The 21,673-nt window shown below is 63.8% G+C and carries 20 protein-coding genes; 11 read left to right on the forward strand and 9 right to left on the reverse strand.

Annotation, left to right across the window (positions count from 1 at the left end):
• Positions 1-102: 102 nt before the first annotated feature.
• From AB3L03_RS14530 to AB3L03_RS14545, 4 genes are read right to left on the reverse strand one after another with little or no spacing between them, the layout of a single operon-like run.
• Positions 103-891: an ABC transporter ATP-binding protein gene (locus tag AB3L03_RS14530; protein WP_018458188.1), complete on the reverse strand. Its 789-nt coding sequence runs from the start codon at positions 889-891 to the stop codon at positions 103-105.
• 4 nt (positions 892-895) lie between these two features.
• Entirely contained in the window at positions 896-1,654 is a 759-nt protein-coding gene (locus AB3L03_RS14535) for an ABC transporter ATP-binding protein (protein ID WP_018458187.1), read from the reverse strand.
• Entirely contained in the window at positions 1,651-2,802 is a 1,152-nt protein-coding gene (locus AB3L03_RS14540) for a branched-chain amino acid ABC transporter permease (protein WP_018458186.1), read from the reverse strand. The genes AB3L03_RS14535 and AB3L03_RS14540 overlap by 4 nt, the downstream gene beginning before the upstream one ends.
• Positions 2,803-2,806: 4 nt before the next feature.
• Complete coding sequence (locus AB3L03_RS14545) at positions 2,807-3,682, reverse strand: branched-chain amino acid ABC transporter permease (RefSeq protein ID WP_368508832.1); 876 nt, start codon at positions 3,680-3,682, stop codon at positions 2,807-2,809.
• Between the two features lie 263 nt (positions 3,683-3,945).
• Here AB3L03_RS14545 and AB3L03_RS14550 point away from each other — a divergent pair, with 263 nt between their 5' ends.
• From AB3L03_RS14550 to AB3L03_RS14570, 5 genes are all read left to right on the forward strand, one after another.
• On the forward strand, positions 3,946-4,695 hold the full coding sequence (locus tag AB3L03_RS14550; protein ID WP_085383890.1) for an ABC transporter ATP-binding protein: 750 nt from the start codon (positions 3,946-3,948) through the stop codon (positions 4,693-4,695).
• On the forward strand, positions 4,692-6,218 hold the full coding sequence (locus AB3L03_RS14555) for a permease (RefSeq protein WP_368508833.1): 1,527 nt from the start codon (positions 4,692-4,694) through the stop codon (positions 6,216-6,218). Before AB3L03_RS14550 ends, AB3L03_RS14555 begins: the two co-directional genes overlap by 4 nt.
• A 121-nt stretch (positions 6,219-6,339) precedes the next feature.
• Positions 6,340-7,152: an MBL fold metallo-hydrolase gene (locus AB3L03_RS14560; RefSeq protein WP_368508834.1), complete on the forward strand. Its 813-nt coding sequence runs from the start codon at positions 6,340-6,342 to the stop codon at positions 7,150-7,152.
• Positions 7,153-7,214: 62 nt separating this feature from the next.
• Positions 7,215-7,736 (forward strand): hypothetical protein, encoded by a 522-nt coding sequence (locus AB3L03_RS14565; RefSeq protein WP_018458181.1) that lies wholly within the window; start codon positions 7,215-7,217, stop codon positions 7,734-7,736.
• Positions 7,737-7,852: 116 nt separating this feature from the next.
• Positions 7,853-8,902, forward strand: a complete 1,050-nt coding sequence (locus AB3L03_RS14570) for an amidohydrolase (protein WP_085358037.1) — start codon at positions 7,853-7,855, stop codon at positions 8,900-8,902.
• A 96-nt stretch (positions 8,903-8,998) separates the two neighbouring features.
• Here the strand turns inward: AB3L03_RS14570 and AB3L03_RS14575 are convergent, their stop codons facing one another.
• Positions 8,999-9,454 (reverse strand): cupin domain-containing protein, encoded by a 456-nt coding sequence (locus tag AB3L03_RS14575; RefSeq protein ID WP_018458179.1) that lies wholly within the window; start codon positions 9,452-9,454, stop codon positions 8,999-9,001.
• Positions 9,455-9,688: 234 nt separating this feature from the next.
• Here AB3L03_RS14575 and AB3L03_RS14580 point away from each other — a divergent pair, with 234 nt between their 5' ends.
• Positions 9,689-10,081 (forward strand): hypothetical protein, encoded by a 393-nt coding sequence (locus AB3L03_RS14580; protein WP_368508835.1) that lies wholly within the window; start codon positions 9,689-9,691, stop codon positions 10,079-10,081.
• On the opposite strand, the gene AB3L03_RS14585 is transcribed toward AB3L03_RS14580, so the two are convergent.
• Together AB3L03_RS14585 and AB3L03_RS14590 are read right to left on the reverse strand one after the other, a co-directional pair.
• The gene (locus AB3L03_RS14585) at positions 10,082-11,338 is read right to left on the reverse strand and encodes an aminopeptidase (RefSeq protein WP_063994582.1); all 1,257 of its coding nucleotides are present in this window, start codon (positions 11,336-11,338) and stop codon (positions 10,082-10,084) included.
• A gap of 113 nt (positions 11,339-11,451) precedes the next feature.
• The gene (locus AB3L03_RS14590; RefSeq protein WP_368508836.1) at positions 11,452-12,813 is read right to left on the reverse strand and encodes an adenylosuccinate lyase family protein; all 1,362 of its coding nucleotides are present in this window, start codon (positions 12,811-12,813) and stop codon (positions 11,452-11,454) included.
• A gap of 420 nt (positions 12,814-13,233) precedes the next feature.
• Here AB3L03_RS14590 and AB3L03_RS14595 point away from each other — a divergent pair, with 420 nt between their 5' ends.
• A complete protein-coding gene (locus tag AB3L03_RS14595; RefSeq protein ID WP_368508837.1) occupies positions 13,234-14,793 on the forward strand; it encodes a winged helix-turn-helix domain-containing tetratricopeptide repeat protein in 1,560 nt (519 codons plus the stop codon).
• 43 nt (positions 14,794-14,836) lie between these two features.
• On the opposite strand, the gene AB3L03_RS14600 is transcribed toward AB3L03_RS14595, so the two are convergent.
• On the reverse strand, positions 14,837-15,259 hold the full coding sequence (locus AB3L03_RS14600; protein ID WP_026233518.1) for a GFA family protein: 423 nt from the start codon (positions 15,257-15,259) through the stop codon (positions 14,837-14,839).
• A gap of 227 nt (positions 15,260-15,486) precedes the next feature.
• Positions 15,487-16,272, reverse strand: coding sequence for a methanethiol S-methyltransferase (gene mddA, locus AB3L03_RS14605; RefSeq protein ID WP_085349291.1), 786 nt, complete (start codon positions 16,270-16,272; stop codon positions 15,487-15,489).
• A 134-nt stretch (positions 16,273-16,406) separates the two neighbouring features.
• On the opposite strand from mddA, the gene AB3L03_RS14610 reads away from it, so the two are divergent.
• The 4 genes from AB3L03_RS14610 (at position 16,407) to AB3L03_RS14625 (ending at position 21,672) form a co-directional block, all read left to right on the forward strand.
• Entirely contained in the window at positions 16,407-17,957 is a 1,551-nt protein-coding gene (locus AB3L03_RS14610; RefSeq protein ID WP_026233517.1) for a winged helix-turn-helix domain-containing tetratricopeptide repeat protein, read from the forward strand.
• A 265-nt stretch (positions 17,958-18,222) separates the two neighbouring features.
• Positions 18,223-19,773, forward strand: a complete 1,551-nt coding sequence (locus AB3L03_RS14615; protein WP_085358051.1) for an ABC transporter substrate-binding protein — start codon at positions 18,223-18,225, stop codon at positions 19,771-19,773.
• Positions 19,774-19,864: 91 nt separating this feature from the next.
• On the forward strand, positions 19,865-20,836 hold the full coding sequence (locus tag AB3L03_RS14620; RefSeq protein ID WP_085349289.1) for an ABC transporter permease: 972 nt from the start codon (positions 19,865-19,867) through the stop codon (positions 20,834-20,836).
• Positions 20,833-21,672, forward strand: a complete 840-nt coding sequence (locus AB3L03_RS14625; protein ID WP_018458168.1) for an ABC transporter permease — start codon at positions 20,833-20,835, stop codon at positions 21,670-21,672. Before AB3L03_RS14620 ends, AB3L03_RS14625 begins: the two co-directional genes overlap by 4 nt.
• The last annotated feature ends 1 nt before the right edge of the window (position 21,673 follow it).

Raw genomic sequence — 21,673 nt, forward strand, 5'->3', positions numbered from 1 at the left:
TGCCGGCGGTCTATATTGGCGGATGGGCTTTGGTATTTAAGGCTTTTTCTAACGCCAAGTCTTCCCTTAACGCCAAGTCTTCCCTTAACGCCAAGTCTTCCTCTAACGCCAAGTCTTCTTCTTTTTCCAGCGCCGCTCGCCTCGTGCGCCCGCTTCCTTGGCGCCAAGGTAGAATTCCTGGATGTCCTTCGAATGCATCAAGCGGTCGCAGCTGTCGTTCATCACGATCCGGCCGGTCTCCAGTACATAGCCATAATGCGCCGTCTCCAGCGCCACCTTGGCGTTCTGCTCGACCAGCAGGATCGACATGCCCTGCTCCTCATTGACGCGCCGGATGATCGCGAAGATTTCCTTCACCAGGATCGGCGACAGCCCGAGCGAGGGCTCGTCGAGCAGCAACAGAGTCGGCCGGTTCATCAGCGCGCGGCCGATCGCGAGCATCTGCTGCTCGCCGCCGGAGAGCTGTCCGGCCGGCTGGTTGATGCGCTCCTTCAGCCGCGGGAAATAGCCGTAGACGCGCTCCAGATCGTCCGCAACGCCGTTACGATCCTTGCGCGGATAGGCCCCCATCATCAGGTTCTCGCGCACGGAGAGGAACGGGAACACCTCGCGTCCCTCCGGCACGTGGCTGAGGCCCAGCCGCACGATCCTGTCCGCCTCCATGCGTTGAATCGACTTGCCCATGAACTCGATGGCGCCCTTCTGCGGATCGAGAATGCCCGAGATCGTCTTCAGCACCGTCGTCTTGCCGGCGCCGTTGGCGCCCAGCAGCGTGACGATGCGGCCGCGCGGCACTTCGAGCGAGATGCCGCGGATCGCCATGATCGGCCCGTAATAGCTCTCGATGTTGGAGAGTTTCAGGATGATGTCTGGTGTTACCACGGCATCCATCGCGTCAGGCTCCCAGATAGGCGGCAACGACATCGGGGTGCTGTTGCACTTCGGCGGGCGAGCCCATCGCCAGCACCCGGCCGTAGTTCAGGGCGATGACGCGGTCGGAGACGCGGTTGACCAGCGACATGTCGTGCTCGACCATGAGCACGGTGACGCCGAGCTCGCTCTTCAGGTCGCGGATCCAGAACGACATGTCGTCGGTCTCCTCCACGTTGAGGCCGGAGGACGGCTCGTCGAGCAGGATCAGCTTCGGCTCCGAGCACAGCGCGCGCGCCAGCTCGATCACCTTGCGCACGCCGTAAGGCAGACCCGAGATCAGCTTGTCGCGGTAGGGCTCGAGATCGAGGAATTCGATGACCTGTTCGACCCTGCGGCGATGCACCTTCTCGTCGGCGCGCACGCCCGGCAGGAACAACAGCTCCTGCCAAAGCTGCGTGGTCGAATGCCGGTGGCGGCCGACCAACAGGTTCGACAACACCGTCGCATTCTCGAACAGTTCGATGTTCTGGAACGTGCGGGCGATGCCGAGCCTTGCGATGTCGTGGGGCGGCTGCTCCGTGATGTCCTGGTCCTCGAAGAAGATGCGACCCGAGGTCGGGCGGTAGATCCGCGAAATCAGGTTGAAAATCGAGCTCTTGCCGGCACCGTTGGGCCCGATGATCGAGAGGATCTCGCCCTTCTCGACCGCGAACGACACCGCATCGACGGCCTTCAGCCCACCGAAATGCAGGGACAAGTTCTCGGCGCGAAAATAGCTCATCGGTTGCGCTCCGACTTCACGTAGATCTTCTGCCGCTTGAAGGTGGCGCGCTTGTAGAGCGGGAACAGCTGGAAGAAGAGTTTGATCTTGAGCCAGCGGCCGTAAAGCCCGAGCGGCTCGAATAGCACGAACAATACGATGATGATGCCGTAGATCGCGCCTTTCAGGCCGTTGAGCGAGGCAAAGGCCGCGACCTTGGACTGGACATTGGCTGCGGCTTGCGTGCCCGCTCCGAAGGTCGCTGCAATGCCGGCGATGATGCCGGGCATGTCGTCCTTGAGGTAGGTCAGGAACGGATCGATCATCACGATGAAGATTGCCCCCAGCACCGCGCCGTGCAGGCTGAAGGTGCCGCCGATCAGGATTACGATGATGAACTCGATCGAGAGCTGGAGCGTGAACATCTCCGGCGAGATGAAGGAGAGCTTGTGCGCGAACAACACGCCGGCGAAGCCGGTGATCGCCGCGGAGATCGCAAAGGACTTCACCTTGTACAGCGCGACATTGACGCCCATGCTGCGCGCCGCGGTCTCGCTGTCGCGGATCGCGACGAAGGCGCGCCCGGTGGGCGAACGCAGCAGATTGAGCGTACCGACGATGGTCAGCACCAGCACGGCGAGGCAGAGGAAATAGAAAGTGGGGCTGTCGCGCGGCACCGCAACGCCGAGCAGCGACAGCGTCTTCACCCGCATGCCCTCGTTGCCGTGGGTCACGCTCTCCCAACGCGCCAGGATCTCCTCGACGATCAAGGCGAAGGAGATAGTGGCGATGACGAGGTAGATGCCCTGGAGCCGCAGCGCGGGAAAGCCGACCAACGCGCCAATGCAACCGGACAGAAGGCCTGCGGCGAGGAAGTAGACCGGGAACGGCACGTTGTACGTCTGCAAGTACGCCGCCGTGTAGGCGCCGATCGCGAGGAACGCCGCGTGCCCGAGCGAGGCCTGCCCGGTGAAACCGGTCAGGATCAGCAGCGCCACGCCGACGGTCGCATAGATGCAGACGAAGACGAGCTGGCTCATCAGATAGCTGGAGAGCACATAGGGCGCGATCAGCAGCACGGCCAGCAGGAGACCGTATGAGACGTAATAGCCCGAATGCGGAAACAGCCTGATGTCGTCCTCGTAGTCGGTCTTGAACAGGAAGCGCATGCGTTCAGACCTTCTTGCGGACGTGAAGGCCGAACAGGCCTTCGGGCTTGAGCAAGAGCACGGCGAGCAGCACGATGTAGGGCGCGACGTCCTTCCAGCCCTCGGCCAGATAGAAGCCCGCCATGCTCTCGATGACGCCGATCAGGACGCCGCCGACCACGGCGCCGGGGATCGAGCCGAAGCCGCCGAGCACGGCGGCCGGAAACGCCTTGAGGCCGAGCACGAGGCCGACATTGGAATGGATGAAGGTGATCGGCGCCAGCAGCACGCCGGCGCAGGTCGCGACCGCCGCGCTGATCGCCCAGACGATCGACACCACGCGCTTGACCGGAATGCCCATGTAATAGGCCGCGAGCATGTTCTCGGAACTGGCGCGCATCGCAGTGCCGAGCGTGGTCTTGTTGAAGAACAGATAGAGCAGCGTGCACAGGATCATGGTCGCCGCGATCACCGAGAGCTTGTCGTAGGCGAGCACCAGCGGGCCGATGCGCAGCACGCCCTGGCTAAACGGCGTCTCGATCTTCAGATCATCGGTCCCCCAGATCATGCCTGCGATCGAGCGCAGGAAATAGCCGAGCCCGATGGTGGCCATGATGATGGAGAATTGCGGATAGCCGAGGATCGGCCGCACCACCACGCGCTCGGCCAGCATGCCGAACAGCGCCATCGCCGCCACCGCACCGGCAAAGCCGATCCAGTAGTTCAGCCCCATCATGCCGATGAAGGTGAAGGCTAAGAAGCCGCCCAGCATCATCAAATCGCCCTGGGCGAAATTGACGACCTCGGTGGCCTTGTAGACAAGCACGAAGCCGAGCGCGATCAGGCCGTAGACGCAGCCGAGCGCAACACCGCTGACCAGCTGCTGAACGAAATCCAGCATCGTCGCGCATCCTCCCGATACAACCGGCGGTTCTTCCTGACCGCCTTGCCGCATCTTGTGTTCAGTCGCTACGCAGTCGTTTCGCTGCGTTCGCGCCATTCGTCCCTTCACCAATTCAGCCTGAACCGCCAAGCGCTGTCAACAAACGGTGACTTGCCATTAGTCCAATCCGGATGACGGAATTTGCGGCAGCGCGATTCACGGTGCCGAATCATCTTCGGGGCATGGTCGCGAGCGATGCAAAACCGCAAGGTGTGGCCGTGATGAAGCGGGACGACTCGGCGCTCGAAGTCATGGGGTTAACGAAGTGTTTTGACCGTCTGGCGGTCGATAACCTCGATCTCACCATCCATGCCGGCGAATTCTATGCGCTGGTCGGCCCCAACGGCGCCGGCAAGACCACCACTTTGCGCATGGTTGCAGGCCTTTTGCGGCCCGATGCCGGCTCGGTCTCCATCTTCGGCATCGATGCGCTCCAAAACCCCGTCGCCGCCAAGCAGGTGATGGCGTGGGTCTCCGACGAGCCCATGATCTATGACAAGCTCACGCCGCTCGAATATCTCGAGTTCGTAGCCGGTCTGTGGGGCATCGCACCATCGGCCTCGGAACCGGTCGCCACGGAGCTCCTGAACTCGCTCGGGCTCGAGCTGCACCGGCACGAACGCTGCGAGGGCTTTTCCAAGGGCATGCGCCAGAAGGTCGCCCTCGCCGGCGCCCTGGTGCACGATCCCCGCCTCATCATCCTCGACGAGCCGCTGACGGGACTGGACGCCGTCTCCGCCCGCCATGTCAAGGGACTCCTGAGCGAGCGCGTCCGCGCCGGCTGCACCGTCATCATGACCACGCATATCCTCGAGGTCGCCGAACGCATGGCCGACCGCATCGGCGTGATCGCAGCCGGCCGCCTGGTTGCCGAGGGCACGCTGACTGAGCTCCGGCAGCAAAACGGGCACGCCGATACCAGCCTGGAAGATCTCTTCATCGCGCTGGTGACCCTCCAGGAAGCCGCATGAGCTCGGCCACCGCGCTGTCCTGGTTCGCCCGCCACGAGCTCCGGCTCGCCTGGCGCGAATGGCTTGCCATGATGACCGGCGGGCGGCGCAATCGAACGCGTGCCGCGGTGATCGGCCTGCTGTTCTTCGCGGCGCTGCTGCACGTCCCGGCCTGGGCGGTGATCGGCCGCTTCGCCGACCTGCAATTGCCGCTCGACAAATCCTCGCTGATCGTGATTTCGGCGACAATTTTTCTCGCCTGGACGCTGATGCTGTCACAGGCGATCGAATCGGTGACGCGGGTGTTCTACGCACGCGCCGATCTCGAGCTCATCATGTCCTCACCCGCGACGCTGGCCAATCTGTTCTCGGTGCGCATCGCCGCGATCGCGCTCGCCATCACGGTGATGGCGCTGCTGTTCTCGACACCCTTCATCGACGTGCTGGTGTTCGGGGGCGGCGCGCGCTGGCTTGCAGCGTTCGGCGTCGTCGTCGCGATGGGCCTGTCGGCCGCAGCGATCGCGATCGCCGTCACCATCCTGCTGTTCCGCCTGATCGGTCCGGCGCGGACACGGTTCGTCGCCCAGATCCTCGCCGCCATCATCGGCGCCGGCTTCGTGATCGCGCTCCAGGTGGCGGCGATCATGTCCTACGGCACGCTGTCGCGCTTCACCATCCTGACCTCGGGTAGCTTGGCCGCTTACGCGCCCGATGCCGACAGCATCTGGTGGTGGCCGGCGCGGGCGGCGATGGGGGACGCCGAAGCGCTGCTGCTGCTCCTGGCGCTCGGCCTCATGCTGCTCGGAGGCGTCATGGCGATCTTCTCGGGCCGCTTTGCGGACACGGCGATCGATGCCGCCGCCTATGGCGCGTCCGGCCGTCGCAGCGCGAAGGAGCGCCCGTTCCGCGGCGGATCGCGGCAGCATGCCCTACGGCGCAAGGAATTTTCGCTGCTCTGGCGCGATCCCTGGCTGATCTCGCAGACGCTGATGCAGCTGCTCTATCTGGTGCCGCCGGCATTGCTGCTCTGGCGCAACTTTGCCGACAGCTCCGCGGCGCTGACGCTGATCACGCCGGTCATCGTCATGGCGGCGGGACAACTCGCCGGCGGGCTTGCCTGGCTGACGCTCTCGGGCGAGGACGCGCCCGACCTGGTTGCGACCGCGCCATTGCCGCCGTCCAGCGTCATCCGCGCCAAGATAGAGGTGGTGCTGATCGCGATCGGCGTCATCTTCTGCCCGCTGATCGCGGCGCTCGCTTTCGCCTCGGCGTTCCAGGCCGCGGTCAGCGCCGGTGCGGTCATCGTCAGTGCGGCCTCCGCCACCGCAATCCAGCTCTGGTTCCGGGTGCAAGCCCGGCGCAGCCAATTCCGCCGCCGCCAGACCTCGTCGCGGCTTGCGACCTTTGCCGAGGCGTTCTCCTCGATCGGCTGGGCTGCCAGCGCCGCGCTGGTGCTCACGCTGCCCATCGTCGGCCTCGTCAGCAGCCTGATCACCGCGAGCCTCGTCGCCCTCACCTGGAAGTTCAGCCCGCGGCGGGAGTAGTAAAGGCGCAGATCATAGGGCGGCGTGACGGTGCGACACTGACGCGCTGTTGATCGCGCGCTGTTGGCCACGCGCTGCATTGCAAGCTAGACTTTCCCCTGAAGTCATCGGGGATGAATTCATGCGACGACTGGTTTCGGCCGCTCTGGCGCTGTTCGGCGCATTCCTCTCACCTGCCACCGCCCAGCAGTCGCAGCGCAGCGAATGCTTGGCGATGGCGAATGCTGCGCCGCGCCTCATGTCGGTCGCGTTCAGGCAGGCGGCGGCTGCGCCCGAGGTCGAGATCACCTATGCCGGCCATTCCACCTATTTCATCGACACGCCCGGCGGCTTACGCATCGCCACCGACTATAGCGGGGCCTACCAGGTGGGCCGGCTGCCCGATGTCGTCACCATGAACCGGGCCCACAGCACGCACTACTCTTTATATCCCGACAAGCGCATTCCTCGTGTGCTGCATGGCTGGGGCGAAGACGGCAAGCCGGCCATCGTGTCGGAGCGCATCGGCGACACCTTCATCCGCAACGTCACGACCGACATCCGTCGCTATTTCGGCGACGATGCCGGCGCCGACATGATCCGTGACGGCAACTCCATCTTCATCTTCGAGGTGGCGGGCCTCTGCATCGGCCATCTCGGCCATCTTCACCACAAGCTCTATGACAGCCACTTCGCCCAGATCGGGCGGCTCGACATCGTGATGGTGCCGATCGACGGCACCTACACCATGTCGCTCGACGGCGTCTCCGAGATCACCAAGCGGCTGCGCGCCTCGGTGGTGCTGCCGATGCACCGCTTCGCCACCCCGCTCGACGATTTCATGCAACGCATCGGCCAGCAGTTCGAGATCGACCGGCGCATGGAACGAAGTTTCCGGATGTCCCGAGATGCGTTGCCGTCGAAGCCGACGGTGATCATCCTCGACGGGGTGTGACGCAATTTTCTCCAAGTCGGCTGCCGGCCGGTCGTGCTGATCTCCCGCAAAGGGAGATCGACATGACCGACTTTGCGAGATTATTGCACGCGGACGGACCGAACCCCCAGCACGCGGCGGCACTCCAGCTTTATGGCCGCTTCGTCGGCGATTGGGACGCCGAGATCACCGCCCATGGACCCGATGGAACGAAACACACCGCGCCCGGCGAAATCCATTTCGGCTGGGTGCTGGAGGGCCGCGCCGTGCAAGACGTCTGGATCATTCCGCGCCCGGCCGGCAGCCCGGCCTTGCCGATCGCCGGCAATTGGTACGGCACGACGCTGCGGGTCTACGATCCGACCATCGATGCCTGGCGGATTTCATGGTTCGATCCCGGCCGCTGCATATTCCGCCAGCAGATCGGCCGTCCACGCGATGCCGACATCGTGCAGGAAGGCACGACCGAAGCTGGCGACCTGACGCGCTGGAGTTTTACGGAAGTCACCGAGGATTTCTTCCACTGGCTCGGCGAGGTCAAGCCGGCCACCGCAACCGATTGGCGGCTGGTGGTCGATGTGAGGGCGAAGCGGCGCAAGGGTTGACGCCGGCGCCGCTGTACCGCGATGACGGGCGCGATTGCGCAACGCGCGTTGGTGCATGCGAGGACGAGGTGCTAGGCTCCCAAAACAAGAAGCATACATCAAGGGAGCGCACGCCGATGGCTGCAAGCGGTTTGCCCGCCAACACGAGCGGGCTATTCGTCGAGCCGCGCGAGGACTGGCTCGCGCTGCATCAGGAGGAGATCATCGATCCCTCACGGCCGATCGTCGATCCCCATCACCATCTCTGGAATCGCGGGCACCGCTATCTGATCGAGGAGATGGCGGCAGATATCGCCTCCGGCCACAACGTCATCGCCACCGTCTATGTCGATTGCCGCTCGATGTATCGCGCGCACGGGCCGGAGGCGTTCCGGCCGGTGGGCGAAGTCGAGTTCGCCAATGGCGTCGCCGCGATGAGCGCCAGCGGCGGTTACGGCAAGGCCGCGATTTGCGCCGGCATCGTCAGCCACGTCAATCTGCTGCTCGGCGATGCCGCACAACCGGTGTTGGAGGCCGAGATCGCGGCGGGCAACGGTCGCTTCCGCGGCATCCGGCATTCCTCGGCCTGGGACCAGGATCCTGCTGTCGCCGGCATGTATGCGAGCCGGCCGCAGGGATTGCTGCAGGACCCGACCTTCCGCAAGGGCTTTGCCTGCCTCGCGCCGCTCAACCTGAGCTTCGACGCCTGGCTGTTCCATCCGCAAATCGGCGAGCTGACCGAGCTCGCCCGCGCATTTCCCGACACCAGGATCGTGCTCGACCATTGCGGCGGCCCGGCCGGAATCGGCCGCTTTGCGGGGCGACGCGAGGAGGTGTTTCCGCAATGGCGCGCCTCGATCCGGGAGATCGCCAAATGCGAGAACGTGGTGGTGAAGCTCGGCGGGCTCGCGATGTGCCTGCTCGGCTACGACTTCCATTTGCGCGCGAGTCCGCCATCATCCAAGGAGCTTGCCGCGGCGTGGCGGCCTTACATCGAAACCTGCATCGAGGCGTTTGGACCCGAGCGCGCGATGTTCGAGAGCAACTTCCCGCCGGACAAGGGCCAGTGCAGCTACCAGGTGATCTTCAACACGTTCAAGCGTATCGCGGCGCCCCTGAGCGAGACCGAGAAGACGGCGTTGTTCTCGCAGACCGCGAGCAATTTCTACCGGCTCGATTTGCCTTAAAGGGATTGGCACCATGACGAGAACAGGGGCCGGGATGTTGATCCCGGCCCCTGTTCCGTCGTGACCGCTGGGAAGCGTCCTTGAACTGTTTGAACTCTAATTTGCGCCCATCAGCGAGGCCGGACGGCGCTCGCCGGTGGCGACGAAGATCTTCTTGAGCTTGTTGACGACGCGGATCAGGAAGCCGATCATCACGGGATTGGTCTTGCGGCAGAAGGCGATCTTCTTGACGTGGCCTTCGACATGCCATTTGGCATGCGCGCCGTCGCGGAAGAAGATGACGTCGCCCGGGCCGTAGCGCTTCGGCGGCATGCCGTCGCTTTCGAGCACGATCGATCCTTCCATGATCATGATCGTCTCGTCGATATCGTAGTACCAGTTGAAGCGCCCTTCGGTGCAGGCCCAGATGATGGTCGAAGCGGTGCCGTCGGCGCTGGTGGACAGGATGTGCGAGCGCGACACCGGATTGCCTTCGATAATCCAGGACGGCTCGATCGGCCGCAGCTCGAGATCTACATTGCAATGACTGATTTCAATCAATGTGCGCGACATCTGTTTCCTCGGGGGATAAAATATGACCTGCCCGGATCTCGGCCCGGATTGTTCAAAGATGGCGGGAACGCTAGTAGCCGATTTTTAATTCTTTCTTACGCAGGGCCCGACAATCAGCCGCAAGTTGCAGACGCGAAACGGTTAACGTCGCAATTTCCCTGCAATTTCGAGCACATGAACCCTTCTTTTCCGGGGTGCGACAAAGTGCGCGAAGCATCTGAAGGAGCCATGCCGATGCCCCTCACCCCGGAGGTTCTCAAAGCTCATGGCGAGGTCGTCGCCTGGCTCGGCAGCCTCGATGTCTCCTTCGCAACCGAAGAGGAGCCCTGGTTCACCGTTGACGGCATCGAAAGCCCCGGGCAGATCGGCGGTGACCTCCATGAGATGCGGCGGGCGGCGGATGCGCTCGAGGCGACACTCGACGACGAGGACGACGTCAACGAGGCCCCCGAGCAAATCCGCAGGGGCCTCGACCTGCCCGAGGCGAATGATCCGGTCGGTGCGCTCTACGATGCGGTGGCGGCCTCCGACGCCGTCGTGCGGGCCACCGACGGCAGCCCGTTCACGACGCTGTTCAACCGCTTCAGCATCGACACCAGCCCGATGCTGCGCAACCCGGCGGCGTAGTTACTTCGCCCATTCGCCCTTGCGAAACACCGGCACTTTGCTGCCGTCGGCGAGAATGCCGTCGATGTCGGTCTCGGCCGAGCCGATCATCCAGTCGATATGGATCAGGCTCTGGTTGCCGCCTTGCGCGGCGATCTGCTGCGGCGTGAGCTGCGCGCCGTTGACGAAGCACTTCGAGTAGCACTGGCCAAGCGCGATGTGCGAGGCCGCGTTCTCATCGAACAGCGTGTTGTAGAACAACAGTCCGCTCTGCGAGATCGGCGAGGAATGCGGCACCAGGGCCACCTCGCCGAGACGGCGCGCGCCCTCGTCGGTATCGAGCACCTTGTTCAGTACCTCCTCGCCGCGCGAAGCCTTCGCGTCGACGATCCTGCCGTCCTCGAAACGCACCGCGATGTTGTCGATCAGCGTGCCCTGGTAGGACAGCGGCTTCGAGCTCACGACATGGCCGTAGACGCGCCGGCAATGCGGCGTGGTGAAGACCTCTTCGGTTGGGATATTGGCGTTGCAGCTGATGCCGTTCTTGGAGAGCGAAGCGCCGCCTTCCCATTCATGGCCGTCGGCGAGCCCGATGGTGAGGTCAGTGCCCGGTCCCGAGTACTGGAGCGCGCGGAAACGCTGGCCGTTGAGCCAGTTGGTGCGCTCGCGCAGCACCGCATTGTGGCTCGCCCAATTGGCCGGCGCGTCGTCGCGATCGACGCGGGACGCCGCGAAGATCGCGTCCGCGAGCTTGCCGATCGCGACCTCTTCAGGATCGTTCGGAAAGACTTGCTTTGCCCAGGATGGGCTTGGATACGCAATGATGTTCCAGTTGGTATCGAAATTGACGATCTTTTCCAGCGCCGGCTGATAGGCCATGGAATTGGCCTTGCTGGCGCGCGCGACCTTGGAAGCATCTTCGCCCGACAGCAGCATCGGATTGTCGCCGACGATGGCGAGACGGGCGGTGTTGTTGGAGAACGCCTTGGCCATGCCCTCGTAGAGCCAGTTGGCGGCGCGATCGAAGCTGTCGTCGTGGCCGTGGCGGTAGCGCGCCAGCGTCATCTCTTCGTCGGAGAGAATGGGCGTCACGATGCCGGCGCCGGCCTTGTAGGCATGCACGGCAATCCGCCGCACCAGCGGCAACGCGATCGCAGGTGCCGTCAAGAGCAGATCCTGGCCCGGCCGCAAGCCCAGGCCCACCTTCACCGCCACCTCGGCCAGCCGGTCGAGCTTCACGGGATCGATGGGAGTGGAGGTGATGCGTTGATCAGTCATGCCGGGTCCTCTGCCGAACGTCTCTTGCTCAATTTAAGTCTAGCATCGCGAGACACAAGTGCGCGAGTGCCTTGCGACACCCCAAAGATAGGCAGTTTCGCGCATTTTGGTTTTCAACGCGTTGCCGATTTCAGCACCCGGTCGACCATGGCGGGAGCAAGGCCGAGGTAATTTTTCGGTGATGTCAGCGCCTCGATCGTGGCACGGTCGATTCTGACAGAGACGCGGGCGTCGGAAGACAGCGCGTCCGCCAGCGTAAGACCTTTCTCATTGGCGAGCCGGCAGGCATCATAGACCACGTCATGGGCCTCCTGCCGTCCGATCTGCGGCGCAAGCCCCATCATGACGGCTTCGGCCACGATCAGACCGCGGCTGACGGCGAGATTCTCGTTCATCTTGCTTTCATCCACGATGAGGCCGGCGAGCGCGAATTTCGCCTGGTGCAACGCGCCGGCGGTCAGCACGAAGCTCTCGGGGATCGCCATCCATTCGGCGTGCCAAGGCCCGGTGGCGCGCTCGAAATCCTGCACCATGGCATCCAGCATGAGGCCGGCATGCTGGCGCACCGCCTTGGACGCCGCGAGCATCAGTTCCGAGGAGATCGGGTTGCGCTTCTGCGGCATGGTCGAGGAAGCGCCGCGTCCCTTGACAAAGGGCTCATAGACCTCGGCGAATTCGGTCGACGCCATGATCATGATGTCGAGCGCGATCTTGCCGAGCGAGCCGGTGACCAGCGCCAGGAAATTCACGGCCTCGGCAAAACCGTCGCGTGCGACGTGCCAGGTCGAAGCGGGGACGCCGAGCCTCAGTTCGGCGCAGAGCGCTTCCTGCACCTCGAACCCCTTGTCGCCGAGCGAGGCCAGCGTGCCGGCGGCGCCGGCGAACTGACCGACCAGGACGCGCGGCTTCAACTCACTGATCCGCTCGGCGTGGCGGTCGAACATCGCGAGCCAGATCGCGGTCTTGTAGCCGAAGGTGACCGGCAGCGCCTGCTGGAGATGGGTGCGGCCCGCCATCGGCGTGTCGCGGAAGCGCTTCGAGAGGTCGGCAAGAATTGTGCGCAAGCCCGCGATGTCCCGTTCGACGATCTCAAGCCCTGCGCGCAGTTGCAACACCACGGCGGTGTCCATGATGTCCTGCGTGGTCGCACCCCAATGCACGTAGCGGCCGGCATCGCCGCATTGCTTCACCATCTGATGCACCAGCGGCAGGATCGGATAGCCGACGACATCGGTCTCCTGCCGCAACAGGTCGAAATCCAGCGCGGCAACATCGGTCCGCGCGGCGATCTGATCGGCCGCGTCCTGCGGAATCACTCCGCATCTCGCTTCCGCCTTCGCCAGTGCCACCTCGACCTCGGCATAGCGCGCGACCGTCGCGATATCGGAAAACACCTCCCGCATCTGCGGCGTGCCGAAGGCATCGCGGAACAGCATGGAATCGAGCACGGTGGTCGAGGCATGAAAAGCGGGCATGAGCGTTTCTTCGTGGTTGGTGTTTTGTGTGAGGGCAGCTTACGCACACGGAACTGTTCGGCAATGGACATTCACTATTCGTCACACATTCGATGCCGTCGCGAAGGCCAGGACAACGTCGGCAGCTGCCGCACGCCATTGCCTCAACACCGTCATTGCGAGGAGCCCTTGCGACGAAGCAATCCACGCTGGCTCCGCGGCGGCAGGCTGGATTGCTCGCAACGACGTGAGGAAATCGCGACAATCCGGCCGAAACGGCTTTATTCTAATCCAGGTTGCATTCCTCCCCGTAAACTGCATGCCTGCCATCACGCGATCGTGGTGAACCGGGCAGGCCCCTCGGCGGACTCACAGACATCAGCCGAAATCCGTTTTGCTTTCATTATTGCCCGATGTTGCCTTGAGATCTGAGTTTTCGACGTGCAGTTTCTGTTCCGGGATCACCTGCTCGATACCGACTTGCGCGAGCTGAGCCGCGAGCAGGTTCCCGTTGCCGTGGAGCCACAGGTCTTCGATCTCGTCGTCCACCTCATGGAGAACCGCGATCGGGTGGTCAGCAAGGACGAGCTGATCGACAAGATCTGGCACGGGCGCAGCGTCTCCGAATCCACGCTGACCAGCCGGATCAATGCGGCACGCAAGGCGGTCGGAGACAGCGGCGCGAGCCAGGCGCTGATCCGCACCATCTCACGCAAAGGTTTTCGTTTCGTCGGCGACGTCGAAACCAAGCGTGGGGCAACCGCGCCGGAATCCGATTTCGAAGCGAAGCTTCTACGGGCCCCGCTGCCGCTACCGGACCGCCCCGCGATCGCGGTGCTGCCCTTCACCAACATGAGCGGCGACCGGGAGCAGGATTATTTCTCGGACGGAATCAGCGAGGACATCATCACCGCGCTGTCGAAGCTGCGCTGGTTCTTCGTCATCGCGCGCAACTCCTCCTTCGTCTACAAGGGCCGCGCGGTGCACATGAACGAGGTCGCGCGCGAGCTCGGCGTGCGCTACGTGCTCGAAGGCAGCGTGCGGCGGAGCGGCGATCGCGTGCGTATCTCCGCGCAGCTCAACGACGTCTCGACCGGCAGCCATCTCTGGGCCGAACGCTACGACCGCGAGCTTGCCGACATCTTCGCGGTGCAGGACGAGATCACCGAGGCGATCGTCGCCGCGATCGAGCCGCAGCTCTATACCGCCGAGAGTTTTCGCGCCCAGCAGAAGCCGCCGGGAAGCCTGGATGCCTGGGACCTTGTGATGCGCGCATTGTCGCATTACTGGCGCATCACCCGCGAGGACAATGCCGCCGCGCAAGGACTGCTCGAAGAGGCCGTCGCGCTCGATCCCGCCTATGGCAAGGCACTCGGCCTGCTCGCAACCAGCCACATCTTCGGCGCGCATATGGGCTGGTCCGACATGGCCCCGACCGTGCCGGTCGCCGAGCGCGCCGCGCTCGCGGCGGTGGAGGCCGATCGCGAAGATGCCTGGGCTCATCATGGTCTGGCGTATGCTTATCTATTCCGCCGCCGCTTCGACGACGCGCTGGCGGAGTTCGAACTGGCGCTGAACCTCAATCCGAACTTTGCGATGGCGCACGCCTTCTATGGCGTGACGCTGTGCTACGCGGGACGATGGCAGAACGGCGATGTCGCGGCGCGCCGCGCGCTGCGGCTGAGCCCGCGCGACCCGCTCGCAGCAATCTATTGCGGCGTCGCGGCCTATGCCCGGTTCATCGGCCGCGATTACGAAGGCGCCGCACAGATGGCGCGCGAGTCGATGCGGCAGCGCGCCGATTTCGTCGGCGCGCATCGCGTGCTGACGGCCGCCGCCGGAATGTCGGGCGATCCCGCGCGCGCGGCTTCCGCCCTGGAAGGCTTGCGCCGCGCCCAACCCGGCATCTCACTCGCCTGGATCACGCGCGAGCTGCCGATGCTGCGGGACGAGGATCGCGAGCATTATCTCGAGGGATTGCGGCGCGCGGGGATGAGGTAGCTAATTTCTCGTCTCCCGCTTGCGGGAGAGGAGAAGGGCGCCGCTACTCCTGCATCATCTCGCCGCTGCCGCCGAATTCGGCCGGGAAATCCTTGAGCTTGGGCAGTCCGTCGCGCATTGGCAGCACCGTCTCGGCGTAATTGACGTGGACGCCTGGTGCAAACGCGAGGGTGGGGATGGTGGCAGTGAAGACGTCGATCAGGCCGAGCGGCGGATGGTTGGTCATGAGATGACCGCCGCACTTCTTGCAATATTTGCGCTGGCTGAGCGGCGTCTTCGCAAAGGTCTCGACATTCTCTGCACCTTCGCTGATGCGCACGGCTTCGGGCTTCCACAGGCTGAAGGCGTTCACCGGACCGCCCGACCACGAGCGGCACGAGCTGCAATGGCAATAGCCCATCGCCTCCGGTGCACCTGTGACCTCGATCGTGACTGCGCCACAGAAGCAGTTTCCAACATGTTTCATTAGGTCGTCTCCGTTGATGATGGTTTAGATTCCTCCCCCGCTCCTGTTTGCCGAGAACTCGGCAAAAACGAATGCGGGGTCGCGACGAGCTTTGCTCGCACTGATAGCGTCGGGGTGAGGGGATTCACCCCGAGAAACGTTGAAGGTTGCGTCCGGCACGATCCGTTACGCGCCTCGGCGCCGCCGCGCATCCTCCTTTCGGCGGACGCGACGGAACGACGCGCAAGCTATACCGACTTGCGCCAGGGAATAAGCATCGACACCCGTTGTTTGTACTGCCGGTACTCGTCGCCGAAGAGATCGACGAGGTCGTGCTCCTCCAGCGCGATGCCGACGAAGATGTAGGCCGTGGTCACGGCGGCGAACAGCAGATGGCCCGCGGTCATGACCGGCGCCGCCCAGAACGCGATGATGAAGCCGAGATAGATCGGATGACGGACAAACTTGTAGAGCAGCGGCGTCTTGAATCGCGGCGGCGACGCCTCCTTGCCGACGAGATGATTGGTAACCTGATGCAAGCCGAACAGCTCGAAGTGATTGATGATGAAGGTCGAGGTGAACACCAGGACCCAGCCCGCCAGCGACAGCGTGACGATCGTCACAGCGATATCCGGATTCGCGACGTCCCATATGACCGTGGGCAGCGGACGCCACTGCCAGAACAGGAGGAGCAATGATAGGCTCGCAAACAGCACATAGGTGCTGCGCTCGACCGGCTTGGGGACGTACTGCGTCCACCAGGCCTTGAATTGCCGGCGCGCCATTACGCTGTGCTGGACCGCAAACAGGGCCATCAGGAGCAGATTGATGATGATGGCCTCGGCCACGGGCGTGTCGGTCCCGGTATCGATGGTCTTCGGCACCACCAGCCCCATGACGAAACCGATGGCGTAGAGAATGGTCATGAAAAACACGAGATACGCCGCAATTCCGTACAGAAAGGCGATGAACTTGAAAATGCGTGAGCCCGCAACCGGGCCGATAGGATGAACCTGATGATCAATTTGGGTCATAAACAGCTCCGTTGTGCCAAAACGCCGGCACTTCATTGGTCGCTGCACCATGCCGCACCGGAGGTCCCAAGACTTTCGCGGACGGTTGATTTTCGCCTGAGACGACTTTGATTTTTGCTTGAGACGACAAAAACGTGCGATTTTGCTTTGAAAACAACGTGCTCGACGGCGACCTGCGGGAACTCACTTGCAGCGGAGCCGCCGTGCCGTTGCAGCCGCAGGTGTTCGATCTCCTCCTCTATCTGGTGGCGCAGCGCACGCGTGTGGTCAGCAAGGATGACCTGATCAGCCAGATCTGGAGCGATCGGATCATCTCGGATTCCGCCCTGAACAGCCGGATCAACGCCGCCCGCAAGGCGCTCGGCGACGATGGCGCAAGCCAGCGGCTGATCAAGACCATTCCGCGCAAGGGTTTTCGTTTCGTCGGCGAAGTCCGGGAAGAAGTGGCAGCCACGACTGCGCCCGCGCAGCCCGTCGCTGCCCTGCCGCGCGTCCTGACGGACCGTCCGGCGGTCGCGGTGCTCGCTTTCGAGAACATGAGCGGCGATCCCGCACAGGACTATTTCGGCGACGGCATCAGCGAGGACATCCTCACCGCGCTGTCGAAGCAGCGCTGGTTCATGGTGATCGCCCGCAACTCGTCCTTTACCTACAAGGGACGCGCGGTCCACATCCGGCAGATTGCCGAGGAACTGGGCGTCCGCTACGTCGTCGAAGGCAGCGTGCGCAAGTCGGACAACCGGGTGCGCATCACCGCGCAGCTCAACGACGCCACGACGGGCAGCCATCTCTGGGCCGAGCGCTACGACCGCGAGCTGGTCGACGTGTTCGCCGTGCAGGACGAGATCACGAATGCGATCGCTGCGGCGATCGAGCCGCAGATCCATGCGGCGGAAAGTTTTCGCGCCCATCGCAAGCCCCCCGCGAGCCTGGATGCCTGGGATCTCCTGATGCGGGCGCTGTCGCATTACTGGCGCGTGACGCGGCGGGATCACGAGACCGCACGGGCGCTGCTGGAACGCGCGGTGGGGATCGACCCGAACTACGGCCAGGCGCTGTCGGTGCTCGCGGCGAACCACATGTTCGGCGTGCATCTCGGCTGGGCCGAGCTTGCCATGGTGGCGCCAGCGGCGGAAGCCGCCGCGCTCGCCGCGGTGCGCTGCGACCATGAGGATGCCTGGGCGCACGCCGCGCTCGGCAGCGTCTACTTCTCGACGCGAAGACTCGCGGACGCACTGTCCGAGTTCGAGCAGGCGCTCGCACTCAATCCGAACTTCTCGCTGGCGCAGGGCTATTACGCACTGGCGCTGTCCTATGCCGGGCGGCCGAAGGATTCATTCGAGGCAGCGCAGAGGGCAATGCGGCTGTCGCCGCGCGATCCATCCCTGGCGATCTATCACGGCATCGCCGGCTATGCCCGCTTCACCGAGCGGCGCTATGCCGAGGCCATCGCGCTCGCGCGCGAGGCAATCCGCCATCGCGGCGATCTCACCGGCGCCTACCGCGTGCTCGCGGTTTCTGCCGGCATGACCGGAGACGGCGTGCTTGGGGAGATGGCGCTGGGCGAGCTCCGCCGCACCCAGCCCAACATCTCGCTGCACTGGATTTCGACGCAATTGCCATGGGCCAATGAGGCCGACCGCGAGCACTATCTGGAAGGATTCCGGCGGGCGGGCTTGCGCTAGACGATCCTCACGCCGGGTCCGCGTCGCGCTTGCGGCGCAGATGGACGGATCGCGCGGCGCGGCGGCGCCGGCTTGGCCGCCAAACACCATAACAGGACGCGCTGTACATTTTTTGTGCGAACATTGTCGAGACTTTCATCTTGCGGCGCCGAATGAGACCGTGTGAGCCTCGATCCCGGATGGGGACTGGGATGGGCCGGCCGTAGCTTTGCGCGCCACGACGTACGAAGCGTTTGCGGCTGGTCTCGCTTGAGAAAGATACGACATGTCAAAACGAGTGTTGCTTGGTGTCCTCCTGGCTTGCGGCCTCGCGGCCCCCGCGCTGGCGCAAGAGCCGAAGGCGGGTGGAGCGATCAATGCCGTGATTCAGCCCGAGCCGCCCGGCCTGATGCTGGCGATGGTCCAGAACGGCCCGGTGCAGATGGTGTCGGGCAACATTTTCGAAGGCCTGCTTCGCTACAGCCCCAAGCTCGAACCGCAGCCGGAGCTCGCCGAGAGCTGGAGCGTCAGCGAGGACGCAAAAACCTACACATTCAAGCTCAGGAAGGGCGTGACCTGGCATGACGGCAAGCCCTTCACCGCCGCCGACGTGCTGTTCTCGCTCGAGATGCTGAAACAGACGCATGCGCGCGCTCGCAACAACCTCGCGCAGGTCGACAAGGTCGAGGCCCCCGACGACTACACGGTGGTGTTCACGCTGAAGCAGCCGTTCGGTCCGTTCCTGGGCATCTTCGAGGTCGGCTCGATGCCGATGGTGCCGAAGCATCTCTATGAAAGCACCGACTGGAAGACCAATCCCTACAACAACGCCCCAGTCGGCACCGGCCCCTTCATGTTCAAGGAATGGCAGAAAGGCTCCTTCATCCGCCTGGTCAAGAACCCGAACTATTACGAGAAGGGCAAGCCCTATCTCGACGAGATCTACTGGCAGATCATTCCCGATGCCGCGGCGCGCTCGGTGGCGTATGAGACCGGCAAGGTCGACGTGCTGCCCGGCGGCTCGGTCGAGAATTTCGACGTGCCCCGGCTCTCCAAGCTGAAGGACACCTGCGTCACCGGCGCCGGCTGGGAGTTCTTCTCGCCGCTGGCCTGGCTGTGGCTCAACAACCGGCAGGGTCCGCTCGCCGACAAGCGGGTGCGGCAGGCGGTCATGTTTGCGATCGACCGCGAGTTCGCCAAGGACGTGATCTGGAACGGGCTCGGCAAGGTCGCAACCGGCCCGTCGGCCTCGACCATCAAATACTACACCGACGACGTGCCGAAATACCCTTACGATCCCGCCAAGGCCAAGGCGCTGCTGAAGGAAGCCGGCTACAAGGGCGAGAAGATCCGCCTTCTGCCGCTCGCCTATGGCGAGACCTGGCAGCGCTGGGGTGAAGCCGTGAAGCAGAACCTCCAGGACGTCGGCATGAACATCGAGACCATCGCCACCGACGTCGCCGGCGGCAACCAGAAGATCGGCGACTGGGACTACGACATCGCCTTCACCTACCTCTACCAGTACGGCGACCCCGCGCTCGGCGTCGGCCGCAATTACGTCTCCAGCGCGATTGCCAAGGGCCAGGTGTTCAACAACGTCGAGGGTTACTCCAACGCTGAGATCGACAAGCTGTTCGCCGAGGGCGCGGTGGCAACGCCGGACTCCAAGCGCAAGGAGATCTACGAGAAGGCGCAGAAGATCCTGGTCGAGGACGTGCCGGTGGCCTGGATGCTCGAGCTGCAATTCCCGACCATCATGCGCTGCAAGGTCAAGAACCTGATCACCACCGGGATCGGAGTCAACGACGGCTTCAAGGATGCATGGCTCGACAAGTGAGGGCTACCTCCGTCACCTCTCCCCGCTTGCGGGGAGAGGTGGGCGCTCCGTCTCTGTCGCTCCAGGTCACACCACCGATATGATCCTCTAGATGCTCTCCTTTGTCGCTCAGCGTGTCGCGAAGGGCGTGATCGTCCTGCTTGCGATCGTCGTCCTCAATTTCTTCCTGATCCGGCTCGCGCCCGGCGATCCCGCCGTCGTGATGGCGGGCGAGGCCGGCGCCAGCGACCAGATCTTCGTCCAGCAGCTCAGGGAGAAGTTCGGCCTGGACAAGCCGCTGCCCGAGCAGCTCTTCATCTACGTCAAGGGCATCGTGACCCTCGACCTCGGCTTCTCCTTCCGCCAGCAGGCGCCGGTCGCGAAGCTGATCGGCGAGCGGCTGCCGGCGACATTGCTGCTGACGCTGACGGCCTTCGCGATCTCGCTCGTGCTCGGCATTCTCTTCGGCACCTTCGCCGCGCGCTTTGCCGGAACCTTTCTCGACACCGCGATCACCGTCTTTGCGCTGATCTTTTACGCCATGCCGATCTTCTGGGTGGCGCTCATGAGCATCCTGCTGTTCTCGGTCACCATGGATTGGCTGCCGAGCTTCGGCTACGAGACGGTCGGCGCCAACCTTTCCGGCCCTGCCCATGTGGTCGACGTCGCAAGGCACCTGATTATGCCGGCGATGACGCTCGGCCTGTTTTTTATGGCGACGTATACGCGCATGACGCGAGCCTCGATGCTCGAAGTGAAGCGTCTCGACTTCGTCAAGACCGCGCGCGCCAAAGGCCTGTCCGACGCCGTGATCCAGCGTCGCCACGTCCTGCGCAACGCGCTACTGCCCGTCGTGACGCTCGCCGGAGTCCACTCCGGCACCCTGATCGGCGGCGCCGTCATCACCGAGACCGTGTTCGCCTGGCCCGGCATCGGACGCCTGATGTACGACGCCCTGCTCCAGCGCGACTACAATCTGCTGCTCGGGGTCTTCGTGATCTGCTCCGCCATTGTCCTGATCTTCAACCTCATCACCGACCTGGTCTATCGCCTGGTCGACCCGCGCATCGAATTCTCCACATGAAACAGTTCTGGAAATCGATGTTGAGGAGCCCGAGCGGCGTCATCGGGCTCATCATCCTGCTCCTTGCGATCTCAGTCGCCTTGTTCGGTCCGATGCTGTTCCCGAACTCGCCCTGGCGCATGGTGCAGCGGCCGTTTCTGCCGCCGTTCACGCTCGCGACCGTGCCGCTCGGCACCGATGCACTCGGCCGCGACGTGTTCGCCGGCATGATCTTCGGCGCACGCGTCTCGCTGCTCGTCGGCATGGTCTCCACCCTGGTTGCGCTGGTCGTCGGCGTTCCGATCGGCGCCATGGCCGGCTATTTCGGCGGCAGGGTCGACGACGCCCTGATGCGTTTCACCGAGTTCTTCCAAACCATTCCGAGCTTTGCGCTCGCGATCGTCCTGGTCGCGATCCTGCAGCCCTCGATCTATTCGATCGTCGCCTCGATCGCGCTGGTAAGCTGGCCGCCGGTCGCGCGCCTCGTCCGCGGCGAGGTGCTGTCGTTGCGCACGCGGGAGTACGTCCAGGCCGCGGTGGTCACGGGCCAGAGCAACACCTGGATCATCCTGCGCGAAATCCTGCCGAACACGCTGTCGCCGGTGATCGTGCTGGCTTCGCTGATGGTGGCGACCGCGATCCTGCTGGAATCCTCGCTGGCGTTCCTCGGCCTCGGCGATCCCAATCTGATCTCCTGGGGCTACATGGTCGGTGCCGGCCGCACCGTGATCCGCCAGGCCTGGTGGATCACCGTGTTTCCCGGCGTCGCGATCCTGATCTCGGTGCTCGGGCTCAATTTGATCGGCGAAGGCCTCAACGACGCGCTCAATCCGCGGCTGTCGCGGGAGGGCCGCTGAT

This window comes from Bradyrhizobium lupini (assembly GCF_040939785.1).
Lineage (GTDB): Bacteria > Pseudomonadota > Alphaproteobacteria > Rhizobiales > Xanthobacteraceae > Bradyrhizobium > Bradyrhizobium canariense_D.

What these genes read in the sequence shown, in the direction of transcription:
- AB3L03_RS14540 (WP_018458186.1), bottom strand. Translation starts at nt 2,802, where the DNA reads ATGCGCTTCCTGTTCAAGACCGACTACGAGGACGACATCAGGCTGTTT.
- AB3L03_RS14575 (WP_018458179.1), bottom strand. Translation starts at nt 9,454, where the DNA reads ATGTCGCGCACATTGATTGAAATCAGTCATTGCAATGTAGATCTCGAG.
- AB3L03_RS14535 (WP_018458187.1), bottom strand. Translation starts at nt 1,654, where the DNA reads ATGAGCTATTTTCGCGCCGAGAACTTGTCCCTGCATTTCGGTGGGCTG.
- AB3L03_RS14600 (WP_026233518.1), bottom strand. Translation starts at nt 15,259, where the DNA reads ATGAAACATGTTGGAAACTGCTTCTGTGGCGCAGTCACGATCGAGGTC.
- AB3L03_RS14615 (WP_085358051.1), top strand. Translation starts at nt 18,223, where the DNA reads ATGTCAAAACGAGTGTTGCTTGGTGTCCTCCTGGCTTGCGGCCTCGCG.
- mddA (WP_085349291.1), bottom strand. Translation starts at nt 16,272, where the DNA reads ATGACCCAAATTGATCATCAGGTTCATCCTATCGGCCCGGTTGCGGGC.
- AB3L03_RS14530 (WP_018458188.1), bottom strand. Translation starts at nt 891, where the DNA reads ATGGATGCCGTGGTAACACCAGACATCATCCTGAAACTCTCCAACATC.
- AB3L03_RS14620 (WP_085349289.1), top strand. Translation starts at nt 19,865, where the DNA reads ATGCTCTCCTTTGTCGCTCAGCGTGTCGCGAAGGGCGTGATCGTCCTG.
- AB3L03_RS14570 (WP_085358037.1), top strand. Translation starts at nt 7,853, where the DNA reads ATGGCTGCAAGCGGTTTGCCCGCCAACACGAGCGGGCTATTCGTCGAG.
- AB3L03_RS14585 (WP_063994582.1), bottom strand. Translation starts at nt 11,338, where the DNA reads ATGACTGATCAACGCATCACCTCCACTCCCATCGATCCCGTGAAGCTC.
- AB3L03_RS14555 (WP_368508833.1), top strand. Translation starts at nt 4,692, where the DNA reads ATGAGCTCGGCCACCGCGCTGTCCTGGTTCGCCCGCCACGAGCTCCGG.
- AB3L03_RS14580 (WP_368508835.1), top strand. Translation starts at nt 9,689, where the DNA reads ATGCCCCTCACCCCGGAGGTTCTCAAAGCTCATGGCGAGGTCGTCGCC.
- AB3L03_RS14590 (WP_368508836.1), bottom strand. Translation starts at nt 12,813, where the DNA reads ATGCCCGCTTTTCATGCCTCGACCACCGTGCTCGATTCCATGCTGTTC.
- AB3L03_RS14560 (WP_368508834.1), top strand. Translation starts at nt 6,340, where the DNA reads ATGCGACGACTGGTTTCGGCCGCTCTGGCGCTGTTCGGCGCATTCCTC.
- AB3L03_RS14625 (WP_018458168.1), top strand. Translation starts at nt 20,833, where the DNA reads ATGAAACAGTTCTGGAAATCGATGTTGAGGAGCCCGAGCGGCGTCATC.
- AB3L03_RS14550 (WP_085383890.1), top strand. Translation starts at nt 3,946, where the DNA reads ATGAAGCGGGACGACTCGGCGCTCGAAGTCATGGGGTTAACGAAGTGT.
- AB3L03_RS14565 (WP_018458181.1), top strand. Translation starts at nt 7,215, where the DNA reads ATGACCGACTTTGCGAGATTATTGCACGCGGACGGACCGAACCCCCAG.
- AB3L03_RS14545 (WP_368508832.1), bottom strand. Translation starts at nt 3,682, where the DNA reads ATGCTGGATTTCGTTCAGCAGCTGGTCAGCGGTGTTGCGCTCGGCTGC.